Below are 16,018 nucleotides of genomic sequence, written 5' to 3'. Positions count from 1 at the left end.
GCTCTCTAATCTTATTTACGAGCTTCGGCAATATAACCGAGAGCTTCTTCACATTTTGCAGTTACATAAGCCCAGTCTTCTGCTGCCACTTTATCTTTCGGGAACAATTTAGAGCCCATACCTACGCAGAATACACCAGCTTTGATCCATGCAGTCAGGTTTTCTTTAGTAGGTTCTACCCCACCTGTCACCATCAGCTTAGACCATGGCATCGGAGCCATCAAGCCTTTCACGAAGTTAGTTCCGTAAACATCACCCGGGAATACTTTGCAAAGATCGCAACCTACTTCCTGCGCAAAACCTACTTCTGATACAGAACCGCATCCCGGAGTATAAGCTACCGAACGACGGTTACATACCTTAGCAATTTCAGGATTAAACAACGGACCTACTACGAAGTTAGCACCCAGCTGCAAGTACATAGCAGCAGTAGCCGGATCAACGATAGAACCGATACCGATTGCCATTTCAGGACATTCTTTTGCTGCGAACTTAACGATTTCAGCAAATACTTCCTGTGCGAAGTCACCACGGTTTGTGAATTCAAAAGCACGAACACCACCGTCATAACAAGCCTTTACTACTTTCTTTGCAACTTCTGCATCTTTGTGATAGAATACAGGAACCATTCCTGTAGAGCCGATCTTATTCAATACGGCTATTTTATCGAATTTTGCCATCTTATTATTTACTATTTTATTATTTACAATTTACTATTTAATACTTTTGCTATTTATTATTCATCCGGCCTTTCATAGTGGTTATCGAGCTAACTATTATTTTTAAAAGTTCCTCATTTTCTTTGTATAAATCAACTAACAATTCTGATTTAACCAATTGAACTTCCATTAATAATTCTAGCCAATATAAAGTCTCATCCAATTCTTCTTCCACCATCTTCAATTTATTAAGAAAATCTTTATCTGATTTTCCTAAACATGCAGCTCTATAATTGGCAGCAGGAGATGTACCCGAACGAATGATTTGATTACCGATAGCTCTACCAGCAGGAGTATTGGGCAACTTATCTACTAATCGAATAATACGTATTGCTAATTCCTTTAGTCTATTTTTAAGTTCAATAGTTGTCATTACGCAAAAGTATTAAATCGTAAATAGTAAATCGTCCAATCGTAAATAAGCTTATCTCTGTACGCGGCCGCTTGCATCACCACCAGCCAATGCTTCTACTTCTTCTATAGAAACAAGGTTGAAGTCACCATTGATAGTATGTTTCAATGCAGATGCAGCAACAGCGAATTCAAGAGCAGCACCCTGATTAGGTTTAGTCATCAAACCATGGATGATACCGCCAGAGAAAGAGTCACCACCACCTACACGGTCGATAATCGGATCGATATCATAACGTTTTGAAGTATAGAATTCTTCTCCGTTGTAGATCATAGCTTTCCAACCGTTGTGAGTAGCAGAGAAAGATTCGCGCAAAGTAGAAACTACATATTTGAATCCGAATTCTTTCATCATCTGCTGGAAGATACCTTTGTAACCTTCAGCATCTGTGTGACCAGCCTCAACGTCAGCATCCGGCTTGAAGCCCAAACAAAGTTCTGCATCTTCTTCGTTACCGATACATACGTCTACAAACTGCATCAACGGTTTCATGATAGACTGTGCTTTTTCTTTAGTCCACAGTTTCTTACGGAAGTTCAAGTCAACAGAAACAGTTACACCGTGACGTTTTGCAGCTTCACAAGCCAGACGAGTCAACTCGGCAGCCTTGTCAGAGATAGCCGGAGTGATACCAGACCAGTGGAACCAGTCAGCACCTTCCATGATTGCATCAAAATCGAAATCAGCAGCGTCAGCTTCAGCAATAGCAGAGTGAGCACGGTCATAAATAACTTTGCTAGGACGCATAGAAGCACCTGTTTCCAAGTAGTAGATACCTACACGGTCGCCACCACGGGCAATAAAGTCTGTCTTTACGCCATATTTACGCAATGCGTTAACAGCAGACTGTCCAATTTCGTGTTTCGGTAATTTAGTTACGAAATAGGCGTCATGTCCGTAGTTGGCACAGCTCACTGCAACGTTAGCTTCTCCACCACCATATACTACATCAAAAGAGTCAGATTGAACAAAACGAGTATTACCCGGAGTTGATAATCTAAGCATGATTTCGCCTAATGTAACGACTTTCTTTCCCATAATCTTATGTTTTAAATTCTAAGTTATTAATATTATGAACTTTCAATTTATCATTTCATCCCTATTTTAGGGGTTAACACGCTGATAATATGTCTATTAATCCATAAAAAGACTAACACCACATACCTTTCGTGTGCGGGCACAAAGATACAACAATTTTCGTAATTACAAAAATTGTTATATATTTGTATCGAAAATATTAAGATTATTATTGTGTGCGAGCACAAAAACCTATATAAATAAAGGTTATCGTATGAATAAATTGCCCGAAAGGATCAGAATCAAAGACATCGCCCGTCTGGCAGATGTATCAGTGGGAACAGTAGACCGCGTTATTCATGGACGTAGCGGAGTGTCGGAAGCCAGCAAGAAACGCGTAGAAGAAATTCTGAAGCAGCTTGACTACCAGCCCAACATGTACGCCAGCGCTTTGGCTTCTAATAAGAAGTATACGTTTATCTGTCTGCTGCCGGAGCATCTGGAAGGCGAATACTGGACAGCGGTAGAAACCGGTATCCACGAAGCTATTGCCACCTATTCGGATTTCAATACTTCGGTGAAAATCAACTATTACGATCCGTACGACTACCATTCATTCGAGAATGCCAGCGAAGCCATTCTGGCTTTACAGCCGGACGGAGTGATGGTAGCTCCTACCGCTCCGCAATATACGAAAGGTTTCACCGATCAGTTGCAGGCATTGGATATACCTTATATATATATAGATTCCAATATCAAAGACGTTCCTCCTCTCGCCTTCTTCGGTCAGAACTCACGCCAAAGCGGATATTTTGCTGCCAGAATGATGATGTTACTGGCACGGGATGAAAAGGAAATCGTTATTTTCCGCAAAATACATGAAGGAATTGTGGGTTCTAACCAGCAAGAGAACAGAGAAATCGGTTTCAGGCAGTACATGAAAGAACATCATCCGTCTTGTACTATACTGGAGCTCGACTTGCATGCCGAACGCAACGACGAAGACAATGAGATGCTGGATGAATTCTTCCGTACCTACCCGACAGTGAAGAACGGAATCACATTCAACTCTAAAGCCTATATCGTCGGCGAATACCTGCAAAGTCGCGGAAAGAAAGATTTCAATCTGATAGGTTATGACCTTCTGGAACGGAATGTCACCTGCCTGAAAGAAGGAAGCATCTCTTTCCTCATTGCCCAGCAACCGGAACTGCAAGGCGCCAATGGCATCAAAGCTCTTTGCGATCACCTTATTTTCAAGAAAGAAGTGACCTGCATCAACTATATGCCCATCGACTTGTTAACGGTAGAAACAATAGACTATTACCATAGCAAATAACAACAAAGTACAACTTTACAAGTACATTACATGGAAACAAAGTATTTAAGAATTAATCCTGCCGACAACGTTGCCGTTGCCATTGTTAACCTCCCGGCAGGAGAGCATCTTTCTGTAGATGGCATTGAAATTACATTGAACGAAGACATTCCTGCCGGACATAAATTCGCATTGAAGAATTTTGCTGAAGGCGAAAATGTAATCAAGTACGGTTATCCTATCGGACATGCACGAATGGCAAAGAAACAGGGTGACTGGATGAACGAAACGAACATCAAAACCAACCTCGCCGGATTGTTGGATTACACTTACAACCCGATTCAGGTTTCTTTGGATATTCCTCATAAAGATCTTACATTCAAAGGTTATCGTCGCAAAAACGGTGATGTAGGGGTAAGAAACGAAATATGGATTATCCCGACAGTAGGTTGCGTAAACGGTATCATCGGTCAACTGGCTGAAGGACTGCGTCGCGAAACCGAAGGTAAGGGAGTGGATGCCATTGTCGCTTTCCCACACAACTACGGTTGCTCACAACTTGGTGACGACCACGAAAATACGAAAAAGATTCTTCGTGACATGGTGCTTCACCCCAATGCAGGCGCTGTATTGGTAGTAGGCTTGGGATGCGAAAATAACCAGCCGGACGTGTTCCGTGAGTTTCTGGGCGAGTTTGATGAAGACCGCGTGAAGTTCATGGTTACTCAAAAGGTAGGTGACGAGTATGAAGAAGGAATGGAAATCCTACGTGATTTATATGCAAAGGCTTCTAAAGACGAACGCACCGATGTTCCTTTGTCCGAACTGCGTGTGGGATTGAAATGCGGTGGTTCCGATGGTTTCTCCGGCATTACGGCAAACCCGCTATTGGGTATGTTCTCCGATTTCCTGATTGCACAGGGAGGTACAAGCGTATTGACCGAAGTACCGGAAATGTTCGGTGCAGAAACCATCCTGATGAACCGTTGCAAAAACGAGGAACTGTTTGAACAGACCGTCCATCTGATTAATGACTTCAAAGAATACTTCCTGTCACACGGAGAGCCTGTCGGTGAAAATCCTTCTCCGGGAAACAAAGCCGGCGGTATCTCTACCCTGGAAGAAAAAGCACTGGGATGTACCCAAAAGTGCGGAAAGAGCTATGTATCCGGCGTGATGCCTTACGGTGAACGTTTACAGAAAAAAGGTCTTAATCTGCTTTCTGCTCCGGGCAATGACCTGGTTGCAGCCACCACCCTTGCTGCAAGCGGATGTCACATGGTACTTTTCACCACCGGACGTGGTACTCCTTTCGGTACTTTTGTTCCAACCATGAAGATTTCCACCAACTCGACGCTGGCTAAAAACAAACCGGGATGGATTGACTTCAATGCTGGTGTAATTGTAGAAAACAAACCAATGGAAAAGACTTGTGAACGCTTCATTGATTATATTATCAAAGTAGCAAGCGGTGAATTCGTAAACAACGAAAAGAAAGGCTATCGCGAAATTGCTATCTTTAAAACAGGCGTAACCTTGTAAATTATTTTTTTGATACAGTAACTTATACGAAGTTAAAAGACACATCGTTAACACCATAGAATTGCTATCCCCTACTCAACAAGAAGTTGAACGGGACAGCAATTCTTTTTTGTATAATACCATATCAAAGCCTCATCATACCATTGAACTCTTTATTATCAAAATATTCAAGCAAAAAGTTTGTTCATCTGAAATCTTTTATTTTACTTTGCAATACAAAGTACTTTTTATATGAATAAAGATAAAGCATTAGAATCGGTAAATGAGATAAAAGAGTTGATGGAAAAGTCCTCAAAGTTTATCTCTCTAAGTGGTCTCGCTGCAATCATGGCGGGCATTTACGCATTAGTTGGCGCATATATCGCCACACAAGTTATTACACCGGGCACTCATTTAATTGTTGCCCTTGAATTGATGGCTATAATAGCCTCGCTCGTATTGGTAGCTGCTGCGGTCACTGCTTGCATCCTGTCCTATTACAAATCCAAGAAGACAGGGCAAAAATTTTTCAGCCGCCTCACTTACCGGGCATTGTGGAATTTCTCTCTTCCGATGCTGACCGGAGGTGTTTTATGTATTTCCATCCTTATGCACGAGTATTACGACATTTTGGCTTCTGTCATGCTTCTATTTTATGGGCTGGCACTAGTCAACGTTTCCAAGTTTACTTATTCCAGCATCGTATGGTTAGGTTATGCTTTCATCTGTTTGGGCATCGTAGACTGTTTTTGGGAAGGTCATTCACTACTGTTCTGGACCATCGGTTTCGGCGGTTTCCATATCCTCTATGGTATATTGTTCTATTTACACTACGAAAGAAAGAGATCATAAATGATAGAAGCATTCCAATATATTAATAAAGCATTCGAAAGCAAGGTCCGACTGGGCATCATGGCTATTCTGATGGTAAATGAGGAAGCTGATTTCAATTTTCTGAAAGAACAGCTCTCTCTGACCGACGGCAATCTTGCCAGCCATACCCGTGCCCTGGAAGAACTGGGATATATCGTATGCAACAAAAGTTTTGTCGGACGAAAGCCACGGACTGTTTTTCAGGCAACCCCGCAAGGCAGAGAAGCTTTCAAATCGCATATTGAAGCCTTAGAGAAATTTCTAAAATCAAAATAAATAATTCATCAAAACACTACTGGCTTATGGACGCTTTCAATGAAAATTCAAATGAGCAACAGGCGCAGCAACCTATGGGATGCCTCCACCGTTTCTCCAAAACAATCAAGGTTGTCATCATCGGATTATTAATCCTTCTCCTGATGATCCCCATGTTTATGATTGAGAATCTTATTTCCGAACGGGGACGAACCCAGGAAGAAGCTATCGACGAGGTAAGCGAAAAATGGAGTCTTGCACAGACCATCACTGGCCCTTACCTGAATCTCCAGTATCCGGTTGTCACTGAAAACAACGGTGAGAAGAAGATTTCCATCAAAGACCTGATACTTTTTCCTGACGAGCTTATGGTCAACGGACAACTGAAGACTGAAATCCTGAAAAGAAGTATCTATGAGGTCAATGTATATCAATCGGAACTGACATTGAAAGGGTCATTCAGTTCGGAAGAATTGAAAAAGAGCAGAATAGACATGGACCAGTTGCAGTTTGACAGGGCAGCTATTTGCTTGAACCTGACCGATATGCGGGGTATCAGCGAACAAATCAGCATCACTCTGGGAGATTCTGTTTATATATTCGAGCCTGGCATGGACAACAGAGGAATAGATAACACCGGAGTTCATGCAATCGCTAATTTATCGGAATTGAAGCAGAATAAAAAACTGCCTTATGAAATAAAAATCAAACTGAAAGGTTCACAGTCATTCAACTTTATTCCATTGGGTAAAACAACTCGTGTAGATCTGAAAGCCAACTGGAATACACCGAGCTTTACCGGAAACTATCTGCCTAACAACCGGAATATTACGGAGAAGGAATTTTCCGCACAATGGCAAGTCTTAAACTTGAACCGGAATTACTCACAGGTGATGGTTGACTTCAACACCTCAAATATCAAAGATATTGAGAGTTCCAGTTTCGGTGTGAACTTCAAAATTCCGGTGGAACAGTACCAACAGTCCATGCGTTCCGCAAAGTATGCTATTCTGATTATCCTACTGACTTTCGGAGTTATCTTCTTCACTGAAATCATGAACAAGACCCGCATTCATGCCTTGCAGTATTTATTGGTAGGACTGGCTCTCTGTCTATTCTACAGCCTGCTCCTCTCCTTCTCCGAACACGTCGGTTTCAACCCTGCCTATTTGTTATCTTCTGCACTGACTATTATACTGGTAGGCGGATATATGTTCGGAATCACCAAGAAAAAGAAACCGTCATTAATCATGTCCGGTTTGTTGACTATACTCTATATTTACATCTTTGTGCTTATCCAACTGGAGACTTTCGCATTATTGGCAGGCAGCTTAGGGCTGTTTATCATTCTGGCAATAGTGATGTATTTTTCAAAGAAAATAGACTGGTTTAATGAATAAGATTCTATTTTTCAAGCTGTCAATTAGAAAACTATGGATATAATATATATTAAAGGAGATGCTACATCTCCTATCTCACCGGGTAATAAAATCATCACTCACATCTGCAATGATATTGGAGGATGGGGAAAAGGATTCGTATTGGCACTTTCCAAAAAATGGAAAGTTACCGAAGAAGCTTACCGCCAATGGTATAAATCCCAAGAAGAATTCTCCTTAGGAGATGTACAGTTCGTCCACGTGGCAGATGATATATATGTCGCCAATATGATAGGACAGCAGGGTATCTACAAAAATACAAATGGATTACCTCCTATCCGCTATGAAGCAGTCCGACAATGTTTAAAAAAAGTAGCCTTGTTTGCAATGGAACAGAAGGCAAGTATACATATGCCACGAATTGGTTGTGGATTGGCTGGCGGGAAATGGGAGGTTATCGAACAAATTATCAAAGAAGAATTAATTGATAAAGAAATAGCTGTAACCGTATATGATTTATGAATAAATCCAGAGTTACTCAATAAACAAGAGGCTTTCTTCTGAAACACTTGACAAATGGCTTTTTATTTTGTATCTTTGAGGAAACAAAAGCAATAAGAGGAATGAAAAATATAAGAAAAATAGAGACATAAACAGCCTTTAAACTGATACATTTCAGTATTAGTACAGATATATCATAGGGCAATGATCTAACGATCATTGCCCTATTTTGTTTATATTTTTACTTAATTCATTCTATCGAATCTCTAAAAACGATCAAAATAGTTTTTAATAAACTCTGATACCGTTTATAATAAACTATCAAAAAGTTTATTATAAACAGAAAGTACATTTATTAAGAGCGCAGTCCTTAATTGTAAAAATTGAGAAACACGTTTGCATACAATAGCAGGTCATTAATAAGTCTATTTATTTACACAGTAATAGAAATGGACATAATCATTATTTCATCCAAACGATTGGATAACCTAAATCTCTTTTGATAGCTTCCATTTCTGCACTATGCCACATTTCATGTTTAAAGCTCCACGACAATGCTTCATATTTAGTTTCCGCAACAGGATGTTTAAACGGGAGAGGCTGCAAGCACTCTGCCAAAACATCATCATTCAGAGTTTCCAGATTCTCGATACAGATTTGATGAACAATTTCCGTTTGTTCTCTCAATTCAGCAACTGGAATCAAGTCCTTTTCTATGGAACGATGCAATGTTCCCATACCATTGAATATTCTATTATATTTTGGGATAGGAGGCACTAACCGCCCCACCTTTTCGTTCACTCCGGTAACAGCTGTCAGTGTATGGAAATTCTGTGAAACAAGCAGATGTCCCACTTGCCAAATAAAGTTAGAATCTGTTCCTTCAGGAATAACATACCACAAATCTTCCGGCAATTCAGACATCAAACGATTCACAAATGTGCGAGCTTCTATAATCTGCTCCTTTAAAAAGTCAATTTTACTCATAACTATATGTTTTTTAATTATACATATAGTTAGTGGAAAAGCAAATGAGCTTTGTGACAACTTACTGCAAGAATTTCTCCCAATAATTTTTCCTCGGTAGTTCTTTTTCAAACTTCCTATATAAATCGGCAAGCCTCATCATTCGTTGCACCATTGTATATTCTTTATCCATATCAATAGAATATACCGGTTTGCAAATGCGACATTTACAAGCACCATCGGGATTATATAACGGGCAAGTATCATTCATAAAAGCTGTGATTTTCTGAATGGAACGATTATAGATTTGCCGCACATTACTTTCTTTCAGTTCCATGATTTCGCCAATCTGCCGATAAGGCAACCCGACATTTTCTCTAAAGATAAAAATCAGACGAGCATCATTATTCAGACAATGATTTAAAGCGGTGATACACCAGTCGCACCTTTCTTTTATCCATTCCCGCTTCGCTTCTTCCCCACCGGAATATTCAATTTCCGGCAACGAACGGAAATATTCGATTTCCGACATTTTCACCTGCTTTTCACATGCTGCATATCTGCCAATAGTGCGACGAGCGATAGTGTATATCCATGTAGAAATCTCCGAATCGCCTTTAAAGCTACTGATACTTTTGCAAAGTTCATACCACACTTCCTGTGCTGCTTCGCGGGCGATTTCTTTATTCTGAATCATCCGGTGAGCAATCATGGAAATCATATTTCCATATTCTTTCACCAAATGATTGATATCTATTTCCATCGTTACACACTAAAATGTTTTCTTCAAATATATCATATCCACCAACTGCACACCATCCTCATACATCGGATGATCGTAGTTGTCAGTAAAGAAATTCTTTATCCGGTGAGAAATCGCAAAACCACAATGTTCATAGAATGATCTGGAAGAAGGTACATCTCCTGTGCCCACCAACATTTCAGAGCACTTCCCTTGATAATATTCAAATAAAAACTCTATTAAACGTTTTCCGTACCCCTGGCGCTGGAAGAAAGGAACAGTAGCTATATTCTTGATTTCATAAACACCTTCCCCCTCACGTGTCACCACACAAAGAGCTTTCAGCCCGTCATCATAAAGAACAAACATGTCACCACGTTCCAAATATCGGTCAATCATATCCTCTTGTTCATCAGCCAAGAGTAATAAATCGAGGAATTCTTTTTTATCTGAAGTTACTAGTTTTATCTCCATATTTTTAGATATTGAACGGTGTGGAAGTCATTGACCTGTACCGTTATATTTGTTTATCAACAACCTATAAAATAGTTTATTGCAAAGATATAAACTTTCTGGACACTACAACTGTTCCACAAACTCGTTTGACAACCCCGTACATTCGGCTATCACATCAAGAGCAACGCCTTTCAGTTTGAGTTTGCGAGCTATCTCCACTGTTTGTTTTTGTTGTTCAAGAGTATTGAAGATTAAGGTAATCACCTGACCGATGGCTTCGATAAACCGTTTTCGTTCCGGACGTTTTGAGAAGTCTACACCCCAAAAAGTGGAACGTTTACGGTGAAGAATCAGGTAATAGATACCTGCATTTATCAATGCCGAAATAATATCGATGTGAAGCCCTGTATCCTTAAACAGATCATTGTAGCGGGTAAATACATCAGCATAGAATAATTCCCGGTTGGCTGCCAGCCGACGAGTAGTAGGATTATCTTCGGACAATTCCCAAAGAAGCAGTTTTTGCATCTCACTATCGTTATAGAGGGCATTGGCAAGATTGGTAAAGACTTCGGCCATTACCTTTTCATTAATTGTCGCCATCGGATGTTTGGGGGTGAACAGATCAGAAATCCAATAGTCTACCGAAGCGGCATAAAGCGAAAGTATCTTCTCCACAGAAGTGTAGTTACGTTTCAACACGTCTACACGAATGCCTGCTTTCTCCCCAATATCCACCATCGTGATACGGGACAATCCTTTTTCTTTTGATAGTTCCGACACAGCTCGGAGGGTAGCCTCCTTTAATTCGTTGCGAGTACGGCGTATTCTTTGCGTCTTATCCTCTTTCATTTCAAACGGTTATCTTCGATTGGTAGCAAAGGTAATAATTTACCCGAAATTATAAGTAAGCAAGTTCGAATAAAATAAAAATAAATAAATATTTAGAGAAATAATTTTCTTATAAATATTATCATTACATTTGCGTATCACTCGTTACAAAAAACAGTATAATTAGTATACTGCTAAATACAAGATGATTATATGTGATCTATATGAAAATATAATCTTTAAATAAATGATAACTATTTTATAAGATACAAACATGAAAGCATATCAGGCAAAAGATAGAATAAATATACCCCATCTGCTGATACACGCCTGTCAGAGTAAAGGCAAGCAAAGCCAGTATACATTACTGCCCAAATCAATTGTTGGAAAGCTGCTAAATACCAAAAAGAAGAGATCGTTCGACGATATTTTAGAAGAAAGTTTTAATGGTATAATTAAAAAAAATAACAGCGAAGGACAAATTACCGCTGTTAGTACAACGTTATCGACAGTGCAATAGTAAAATGAAAAAGAATGATTTTATAAATAACGACTTGCAGTTTTTATAGAAGAAAACTTTGAAGAGTGGTAAAAAGGTTATTAACATACATCTGTGCGACCTAATGACAAAAGCTACCCGCAATTAACAACTAATAAATAAAGAAAAATATGGAAACAGTTAATGACAACAAATGGATGGAAAAATGGGAAGCAGTAAAAGAAAAGACTGTTTGTCCCGTTGACCTGAATACTTATTTTGAACAGAAAGAAATCGCCGGAAAAGCATTAGCTATAATGGACATTGGGGCATGTGATTTACCAAGCGGGAAAGTGTTGGTAAGAGATCCATTGGTATATCTCTCTGACCGTAGTGAACGCCCCTATCTTCTAACTGCTCCTACAGGAACATATCACACTGAAATATGTGTAGTCAAATCTGATGGTGAGGATTGCGACCGCTATGCCGCTGTACGTCTATGTTTTTCTGAAAAACGAGCTGTTCGCTTCTACGAAGCATTGGTCGGAAATGAAGACCTTGACACATTGGAAGATGGAGATTATTTTGGCTTTTGTGTCGATGCTGGACTGGGCTGTATCTGTGACGAGGTACTTCATCGCATTTATTGTGATTGGGATGAACAATGGCGCAAAGATAATCCTGATGATAACCCCTACGATGGATATTTTGCATCTCTATTTAAAGAGAATTATAACCAACATCCGGAATATCAGCGCAAAGGAGGCGACTGGCTGAATTGGCAGGTACCGGGAACAGAATATCATATGCCAATTTTTCAATCCGGATTTGGAGATGGTGCCTATCCCGTATATTGGGGTATTGATGAAAATGGAACCATTTGTCAATTAGTCATTCAGTTTATTGATATCCAATTGGCTTATAGTGAGGAAACAGAAAATGAAGAATAGAGTGCCAAGATTGAAGATCTTACAATAACCTACTACAATTGATAATCAAAAGAAAAAGGAGACTAATTATGTCATTCCTTTTAAAGTCATTCGCAACAAACTAAAAAATAGAAGCAATGGGATCTTTCAAAAAGCTGGTAAATATTTTATTAGGAACAAAAAAAAGAATATGCAGTAAAAGATTTGGGAATCTTTCACTCTAAGGTTTGTGATTGGTGGCAGAATGAGCACTACGCCTGGTGGAGCACAGTACAGTTACCATCATATTCGGCGGAAACTGTGATTTGGTTAGAAGGAGATGCTTCAGCTCCTTTGTCACAACAGTTATTGGATTTACAGGCATTGTTGGAGAATTGGAAATCAGTGATTGCCCGGGTGGAAAGCTTATTACCTAATGAAAGCCGATTGGCACATAAAGAAGAAGCATATATTTCGTGGCAGAATAGATTTTATCCGGAAGAAATAAAAGCATCCGTCAAGTACAACGATAGCTGGGAAATCACATTTACCACAGACGATTTGGATTATTGTTTCAGCTTTATTTGGAAAAATAACACTGTGCGGGATTTAACCCTATATTAACTAGATGATAACAACCTGCAAACTGTCCAAAATCAGTTAGTGACTTAACACTAGCAATAATAATTAAATAATAGAAAGTTATGAAAATAATTAATGAAGAAAAGCTGAAGCCAGTTATAACTTCAAAGCAAGTTATGATTGAAAATAAACCAATAACTAATGTTATATACGATGATGATGGTGATTGGCTATGTTTTCATGCATATACAATTAAAGAAGATGATGCTTATATTGTTTCAATAGAACAAATTATCGAACATGATAAAACACTGCTTTCTTTGCCTGATTTGAGAGAAGGAGAAAAAGTCAGACGTTCCAATATCAATAAATTATGGGAAAAGTATTAGGTTCTGCATTGCAAACATTCATAATGTATTGCTAACAAACAGCACACCGCCAAAAGCATACGCTGCCGAACATTATCACCCGCAAAATAAGACAGAAAATGAACACTGAATACAAGGGCTTAAAAATAGCGGAAGATGCAAAATTTGAGAATATGGATTTTGTGGATTATGATTTCACAAAGTCGGATATCACCGAAGTCGTTTTTAAGAACGTGAACTTCCGTAATTGCATTTTCAATAAGACTATTTGCGGACATACCAGATTTTGGTGCTGTTTCTTTGAAAACTGCACATTTACAAGAGTCGATTTGTCTGCTACCTACCTCGGAGCTTGGGGCGGTGGGCAGAATAATTGCACTTTTGTCAAATGTAAATTAGGTAAAATCACAAACGCTTCATATATAACAAATACCGTATTTGAGAACTGCAAGATAAAAAGTTACATAATATATTGTCTTTATATGGAAAATGTTCGCTTTGTAGGTTTGATAGATGATTTTATGATACAGAGAATGAGAAAAGAGGAAATCACACAGTATCAAACTTCAGATAAATCAGAACAAGTTATCTTCCGGATTAAGAAACATACAAAAATGGAGAATATCCTTGATGCTTCTAAAGTAATCATGAAGAATATCGATTTTTCATTGGCAACGATGCAATTCATCAATTTCAAAGAATGTGAATTAGAGCATATCATCCCACCTATAGATGATAAACATCTATTAATCGGTAAGAATTTGGATAAAATTACCGCAAGAGTATCAGAAGAGATTGAAAAAGACTGGTATAATGCAGATAATAAAAGTTGGGCTTTGAATTGCATAAAAAACGTACTAGAAGAAGCACCGATAACGATTGTTTGCTGGCATGAATTCAAACATTTTGAGAATGAGGAATTTGCTGATAGGTTAATGGAGCTATTTATAAAAGCAAAAAGGGAATTGGACGATAGCAAACAGCTAACAACATAATGCTACACACTACCGGATATTATTAACCAAGTAAACAAAAACATATGGAAAATTACTACACAGTACTTTATGAAGGATGGCAGATGCAATGTTGCGGTCAACCATTCAGTATAAACGATATGGTTAGATGGGATGTTTTTACTTTCAATAAAACACTAACTGACGTCAACCAAACAATAGAATACATATACGATGCACATTATGAAACGAGTGATGGATTACATATTTTACAAGGAACAGTCCATCAAATAAATGCGATTTATACAAAATATAAGCCATCTGCAGCCAATCCTCAATTTCTAATTCCTGTTTCAAGCCTTCTTAGAAGTGTGGTTGATGCTAACGGATATGAAGAAGAAATTAATGGAATGACTTTTGACTCTTATATTGTAGTATTGAGAAACGTTAGCATTAAAAAAGTTACTAACCAAACAGTACGCGGTTTAAAATAGCACGCTGCCAAACATTGTTAGTTAAACAATAAAACTAAAATAACAAACATGGAAAAAGAACAAGATTTTTTTAGCAACCTGACACCAACAAGTGGCGGTTTAATCCTCATCGCTTTGGGAGCTTTAGTCCTTATCGGGGCTATTCGCCGATGGGAATGGATATTTGACATGACGGGACAACGCACCGGAAGATTCAATTTTCTCCTGTGGTTATATGACGTATTCGGCGAAAAAGGATTGAGAGTCGGAATGATTATCAATGCTATCATCATCATGCTTGGTGGGATCGGGATAATGATATTTATGAAATCATGAAATACCGTAGATTCACCACCGTCGGCGAACTTCGTGAGAAGCGAAAAGACCGTAAGGAGACAGTAGGCTGCCTTCTAATACTGACAGGCGCCCTTATATTATTTGTCGTATTGCTCTATCTGTTATCTCCGGATAGAGCATTACTAAACAGTACGGCCTTGTGTGGTGTCAGTTATCGGCAGCTTATACTTATTATGATGCTCACCACAGCAATATTCATCACCATCATAGGTGTGCTGGCAGCAAACAAAGGCACACCGTTTAGTTATTACCTAAAAACACTGGGATGGAGCTTTGCAATTGGATTTTTCCTGCATGGTATTGGCATCAGCTTGTTGTTACATACTAACCGATGGATGGCGGATGATGCATCTGTCCAAGCGGAATATCGGGTGACGAAAGTACGTTTCCAGCGTCCGAACAACTCATCCCGCTATCGTGCTTTTCTGCCTGAATGTCGTGTATTACAGGCTGAAAGTATCGGTAATCCCGGAGAACAGCTTTATTTCCATGTACCAATAGATGCACAGGTAGCTGTAGGCTGCACGTTGCACGTTACCCTACATAACGGTATCTTTGGTTGGAAAGTAGTGAATGAGCTGTCTGTGGATTGCCAGGAATTAAATCGGGATATTCAGTAAATGTTCCTCTTTCTAAAAAATCAAGAGAAAAGCTTTGCTTTACGTGAGCTTTTCTCTTGATTTTTTCGTTCAACTCTCCCAGTCTTCTATCTTTTTTGTAGAATATTGTTTACATATTCTTATTTTTTCCTTCCCACCCATGCATTATGTACATGTCTTTTTTAGGGGAAGTTAAAACCTCTCCTGTTTTTCCTGTTATTTTAGTTAGATTATGCTGCCTTTCTTTTTTTCTTTTCGACCTTTTCTATCATACATACCGCATTGGCTGTATGTATCCCAAAGAAAATCC

The 16,018-nt window shown here is 39.0% G+C and carries 21 protein-coding genes and 1 pseudogene; 15 read left to right on the top strand and 7 right to left on the bottom strand.

The window, feature by feature from the left end:
* Window positions 1–11 precede the first annotated feature (11 nt).
* The 3 genes from HMPREF0106_RS08490 to HMPREF0106_RS08500 are packed head-to-tail and all read right to left on the bottom strand — an operon-like array spanning window position 12 to window position 2,169.
* Entirely contained in the window at window positions 12–680 is a 669-nt protein-coding gene (locus tag HMPREF0106_RS08490; protein WP_004300153.1) for a bifunctional 4-hydroxy-2-oxoglutarate aldolase/2-dehydro-3-deoxy-phosphogluconate aldolase, read from the bottom strand.
* A gap of 49 nt (window positions 681–729) precedes the next feature.
* On the bottom strand, window positions 730–1,092 hold the full coding sequence (locus HMPREF0106_RS08495) for a four helix bundle protein (RefSeq protein WP_009040469.1): 363 nt from the start codon (window positions 1,090–1,092) through the stop codon (window positions 730–732).
* 51 nt (window positions 1,093–1,143) lie between these two features.
* Window positions 1,144–2,169 (bottom strand): sugar kinase, encoded by a 1,026-nt coding sequence (locus HMPREF0106_RS08500; protein WP_004313177.1) that lies wholly within the window; start codon window positions 2,167–2,169, stop codon window positions 1,144–1,146.
* Window positions 2,170–2,422: 253 nt separating this feature from the next.
* Between HMPREF0106_RS08500 and HMPREF0106_RS08505 the strand changes: the two genes are divergently transcribed.
* The 6 genes from HMPREF0106_RS08505 to HMPREF0106_RS08530 all read left to right on the top strand — a co-directional run bounded on the left by HMPREF0106_RS08505 (window position 2,423) and on the right by HMPREF0106_RS08530 (window position 8,016).
* Window positions 2,423–3,487, top strand: a complete 1,065-nt coding sequence (locus tag HMPREF0106_RS08505) for a LacI family DNA-binding transcriptional regulator (RefSeq protein ID WP_004303832.1) — start codon at window positions 2,423–2,425, stop codon at window positions 3,485–3,487.
* Between the two features lie 30 nt (window positions 3,488–3,517).
* Window positions 3,518–5,008, top strand: coding sequence for a UxaA family hydrolase (locus tag HMPREF0106_RS08510; RefSeq protein ID WP_009040468.1), 1,491 nt, complete (start codon window positions 3,518–3,520; stop codon window positions 5,006–5,008).
* Window positions 5,009–5,239: 231 nt separating this feature from the next.
* Window positions 5,240–5,839: a hypothetical protein gene (locus tag HMPREF0106_RS08515; protein WP_009040467.1), complete on the top strand. Its 600-nt coding sequence runs from the start codon at window positions 5,240–5,242 to the stop codon at window positions 5,837–5,839.
* Window positions 5,840–6,136 (top strand): winged helix-turn-helix domain-containing protein, encoded by a 297-nt coding sequence (locus tag HMPREF0106_RS08520; protein WP_004313179.1) that lies wholly within the window; start codon window positions 5,840–5,842, stop codon window positions 6,134–6,136. It abuts the gene before it with no gap.
* Between the two features lie 26 nt (window positions 6,137–6,162).
* Window positions 6,163–7,515 carry a cell envelope integrity protein CreD gene (gene creD / locus HMPREF0106_RS08525; RefSeq protein ID WP_009040466.1) on the top strand — a complete coding sequence of 451 codons (1,353 nt, stop codon included), beginning with the start codon at window positions 6,163–6,165 and terminating at the stop codon, window positions 7,513–7,515.
* A 33-nt stretch (window positions 7,516–7,548) separates the two neighbouring features.
* Window positions 7,549–8,016: a macro domain-containing protein gene (locus HMPREF0106_RS08530; RefSeq protein ID WP_008776564.1), complete on the top strand. Its 468-nt coding sequence runs from the start codon at window positions 7,549–7,551 to the stop codon at window positions 8,014–8,016.
* A 441-nt stretch (window positions 8,017–8,457) separates the two neighbouring features.
* Here HMPREF0106_RS08530 and HMPREF0106_RS08535 read toward each other — a convergent pair whose 3' ends face one another.
* The 4 genes from HMPREF0106_RS08535 to HMPREF0106_RS08550 form a co-directional block, all read right to left on the bottom strand.
* Window positions 8,458–8,982: a DinB family protein gene (locus HMPREF0106_RS08535; RefSeq protein WP_008776563.1), complete on the bottom strand. Its 525-nt coding sequence runs from the start codon at window positions 8,980–8,982 to the stop codon at window positions 8,458–8,460.
* 61 nt (window positions 8,983–9,043) lie between these two features.
* On the bottom strand, window positions 9,044–9,724 hold the full coding sequence (locus HMPREF0106_RS08540; protein ID WP_008776562.1) for an RNA polymerase sigma factor: 681 nt from the start codon (window positions 9,722–9,724) through the stop codon (window positions 9,044–9,046).
* 9 nt (window positions 9,725–9,733) lie between these two features.
* Complete coding sequence (locus HMPREF0106_RS08545; RefSeq protein WP_008776561.1) at window positions 9,734–10,177, bottom strand: GNAT family N-acetyltransferase; 444 nt, start codon at window positions 10,175–10,177, stop codon at window positions 9,734–9,736.
* A gap of 105 nt (window positions 10,178–10,282) precedes the next feature.
* Entirely contained in the window at window positions 10,283–11,011 is a 729-nt protein-coding gene (locus HMPREF0106_RS08550) for a transcriptional regulator (RefSeq protein WP_008776560.1), read from the bottom strand.
* A gap of 253 nt (window positions 11,012–11,264) precedes the next feature.
* Here HMPREF0106_RS08550 and HMPREF0106_RS08555 point away from each other — a divergent pair, with 253 nt between their 5' ends.
* From HMPREF0106_RS08555 to HMPREF0106_RS08590, 9 genes and pseudogenes are all read left to right on the top strand, one after another.
* Complete coding sequence (locus HMPREF0106_RS08555) at window positions 11,265–11,510, top strand: hypothetical protein (RefSeq protein ID WP_008776559.1); 246 nt, start codon at window positions 11,265–11,267, stop codon at window positions 11,508–11,510.
* A gap of 149 nt (window positions 11,511–11,659) precedes the next feature.
* A complete protein-coding gene (locus tag HMPREF0106_RS08560) occupies window positions 11,660–12,418 on the top strand; it encodes a DUF4241 domain-containing protein (RefSeq protein WP_008776558.1) in 759 nt (252 codons plus the stop codon).
* A 183-nt stretch (window positions 12,419–12,601) separates the two neighbouring features.
* Window positions 12,602–13,000, top strand: coding sequence for a hypothetical protein (locus HMPREF0106_RS08565; RefSeq protein ID WP_009040465.1), 399 nt, complete (start codon window positions 12,602–12,604; stop codon window positions 12,998–13,000).
* 80 nt (window positions 13,001–13,080) lie between these two features.
* The gene (locus HMPREF0106_RS08570) at window positions 13,081–13,347 is read left to right on the top strand and encodes a hypothetical protein (protein ID WP_008776556.1); all 267 of its coding nucleotides are present in this window, start codon (window positions 13,081–13,083) and stop codon (window positions 13,345–13,347) included.
* 98 nt (window positions 13,348–13,445) lie between these two features.
* Window positions 13,446–13,574 (top strand): annotated as a pseudogene (locus HMPREF0106_RS28130) (pentapeptide repeat-containing protein); the annotation flags it as partial.
* A gap of 234 nt (window positions 13,575–13,808) precedes the next feature.
* Complete coding sequence (locus HMPREF0106_RS27890) at window positions 13,809–14,321, top strand: hypothetical protein (RefSeq protein ID WP_229097238.1); 513 nt, start codon at window positions 13,809–13,811, stop codon at window positions 14,319–14,321.
* Between the two features lie 44 nt (window positions 14,322–14,365).
* Window positions 14,366–14,773 carry a DUF6578 domain-containing protein gene (locus HMPREF0106_RS08580; RefSeq protein ID WP_008776554.1) on the top strand — a complete coding sequence of 136 codons (408 nt, stop codon included), beginning with the start codon at window positions 14,366–14,368 and terminating at the stop codon, window positions 14,771–14,773.
* 48 nt (window positions 14,774–14,821) lie between these two features.
* Window positions 14,822–15,088 (top strand): Imm17 family immunity protein, encoded by a 267-nt coding sequence (locus HMPREF0106_RS08585; RefSeq protein WP_008776553.1) that lies wholly within the window; start codon window positions 14,822–14,824, stop codon window positions 15,086–15,088.
* Window positions 15,085–15,729, top strand: coding sequence for a hypothetical protein (locus HMPREF0106_RS08590; protein ID WP_009040464.1), 645 nt, complete (start codon window positions 15,085–15,087; stop codon window positions 15,727–15,729). The genes HMPREF0106_RS08585 and HMPREF0106_RS08590 overlap by 4 nt, the downstream gene beginning before the upstream one ends.
* Window positions 15,730–16,018 lie beyond the last annotated feature (289 nt).

This window comes from Bacteroides sp. D22 (assembly GCF_000163675.1).
Lineage (GTDB): Bacteria > Bacteroidota > Bacteroidia > Bacteroidales > Bacteroidaceae > Bacteroides > Bacteroides xylanisolvens.
Note: the sequence above shows the minus strand (reverse complement) of the source record. Positions and strands in the feature narration are given on the sequence as shown.

Excerpts from the sequence above, each read along its gene's own strand:
- HMPREF0106_RS08490 (WP_004300153.1), bottom strand. The coding sequence starts at position 680 with ATGGCAAAATTCGATAAAATAGCCGTATTGAATAAGATCGGCTCTACA.
- HMPREF0106_RS08495 (WP_009040469.1), bottom strand. The coding sequence starts at position 1,092 with ATGACAACTATTGAACTTAAAAATAGACTAAAGGAATTAGCAATACGT.
- HMPREF0106_RS08500 (WP_004313177.1), bottom strand. The coding sequence starts at position 2,169 with ATGGGAAAGAAAGTCGTTACATTAGGCGAAATCATGCTTAGATTATCA.
- HMPREF0106_RS08505 (WP_004303832.1), top strand. The coding sequence starts at position 2,423 with ATGAATAAATTGCCCGAAAGGATCAGAATCAAAGACATCGCCCGTCTG.
- HMPREF0106_RS08510 (WP_009040468.1), top strand. The coding sequence starts at position 3,518 with ATGGAAACAAAGTATTTAAGAATTAATCCTGCCGACAACGTTGCCGTT.
- HMPREF0106_RS08515 (WP_009040467.1), top strand. The coding sequence starts at position 5,240 with ATGAATAAAGATAAAGCATTAGAATCGGTAAATGAGATAAAAGAGTTG.
- HMPREF0106_RS08520 (WP_004313179.1), top strand. The coding sequence starts at position 5,840 with ATGATAGAAGCATTCCAATATATTAATAAAGCATTCGAAAGCAAGGTC.
- creD (WP_009040466.1), top strand. The coding sequence starts at position 6,163 with ATGGACGCTTTCAATGAAAATTCAAATGAGCAACAGGCGCAGCAACCT.
- HMPREF0106_RS08530 (WP_008776564.1), top strand. The coding sequence starts at position 7,549 with ATGGATATAATATATATTAAAGGAGATGCTACATCTCCTATCTCACCG.
- HMPREF0106_RS08535 (WP_008776563.1), bottom strand. The coding sequence starts at position 8,982 with ATGAGTAAAATTGACTTTTTAAAGGAGCAGATTATAGAAGCTCGCACA.
- HMPREF0106_RS08540 (WP_008776562.1), bottom strand. The coding sequence starts at position 9,724 with ATGGAAATAGATATCAATCATTTGGTGAAAGAATATGGAAATATGATT.
- HMPREF0106_RS08545 (WP_008776561.1), bottom strand. The coding sequence starts at position 10,177 with ATGGAGATAAAACTAGTAACTTCAGATAAAAAAGAATTCCTCGATTTA.
- HMPREF0106_RS08550 (WP_008776560.1), bottom strand. The coding sequence starts at position 11,011 with ATGAAAGAGGATAAGACGCAAAGAATACGCCGTACTCGCAACGAATTA.
- HMPREF0106_RS08555 (WP_008776559.1), top strand. The coding sequence starts at position 11,265 with ATGAAAGCATATCAGGCAAAAGATAGAATAAATATACCCCATCTGCTG.
- HMPREF0106_RS08560 (WP_008776558.1), top strand. The coding sequence starts at position 11,660 with ATGGAAACAGTTAATGACAACAAATGGATGGAAAAATGGGAAGCAGTA.
- HMPREF0106_RS08570 (WP_008776556.1), top strand. The coding sequence starts at position 13,081 with ATGAAAATAATTAATGAAGAAAAGCTGAAGCCAGTTATAACTTCAAAG.
- HMPREF0106_RS27890 (WP_229097238.1), top strand. The coding sequence starts at position 13,809 with ATGGAAAATGTTCGCTTTGTAGGTTTGATAGATGATTTTATGATACAG.
- HMPREF0106_RS08580 (WP_008776554.1), top strand. The coding sequence starts at position 14,366 with ATGGAAAATTACTACACAGTACTTTATGAAGGATGGCAGATGCAATGT.
- HMPREF0106_RS08585 (WP_008776553.1), top strand. The coding sequence starts at position 14,822 with ATGGAAAAAGAACAAGATTTTTTTAGCAACCTGACACCAACAAGTGGC.
- HMPREF0106_RS08590 (WP_009040464.1), top strand. The coding sequence starts at position 15,085 with ATGAAATACCGTAGATTCACCACCGTCGGCGAACTTCGTGAGAAGCGA.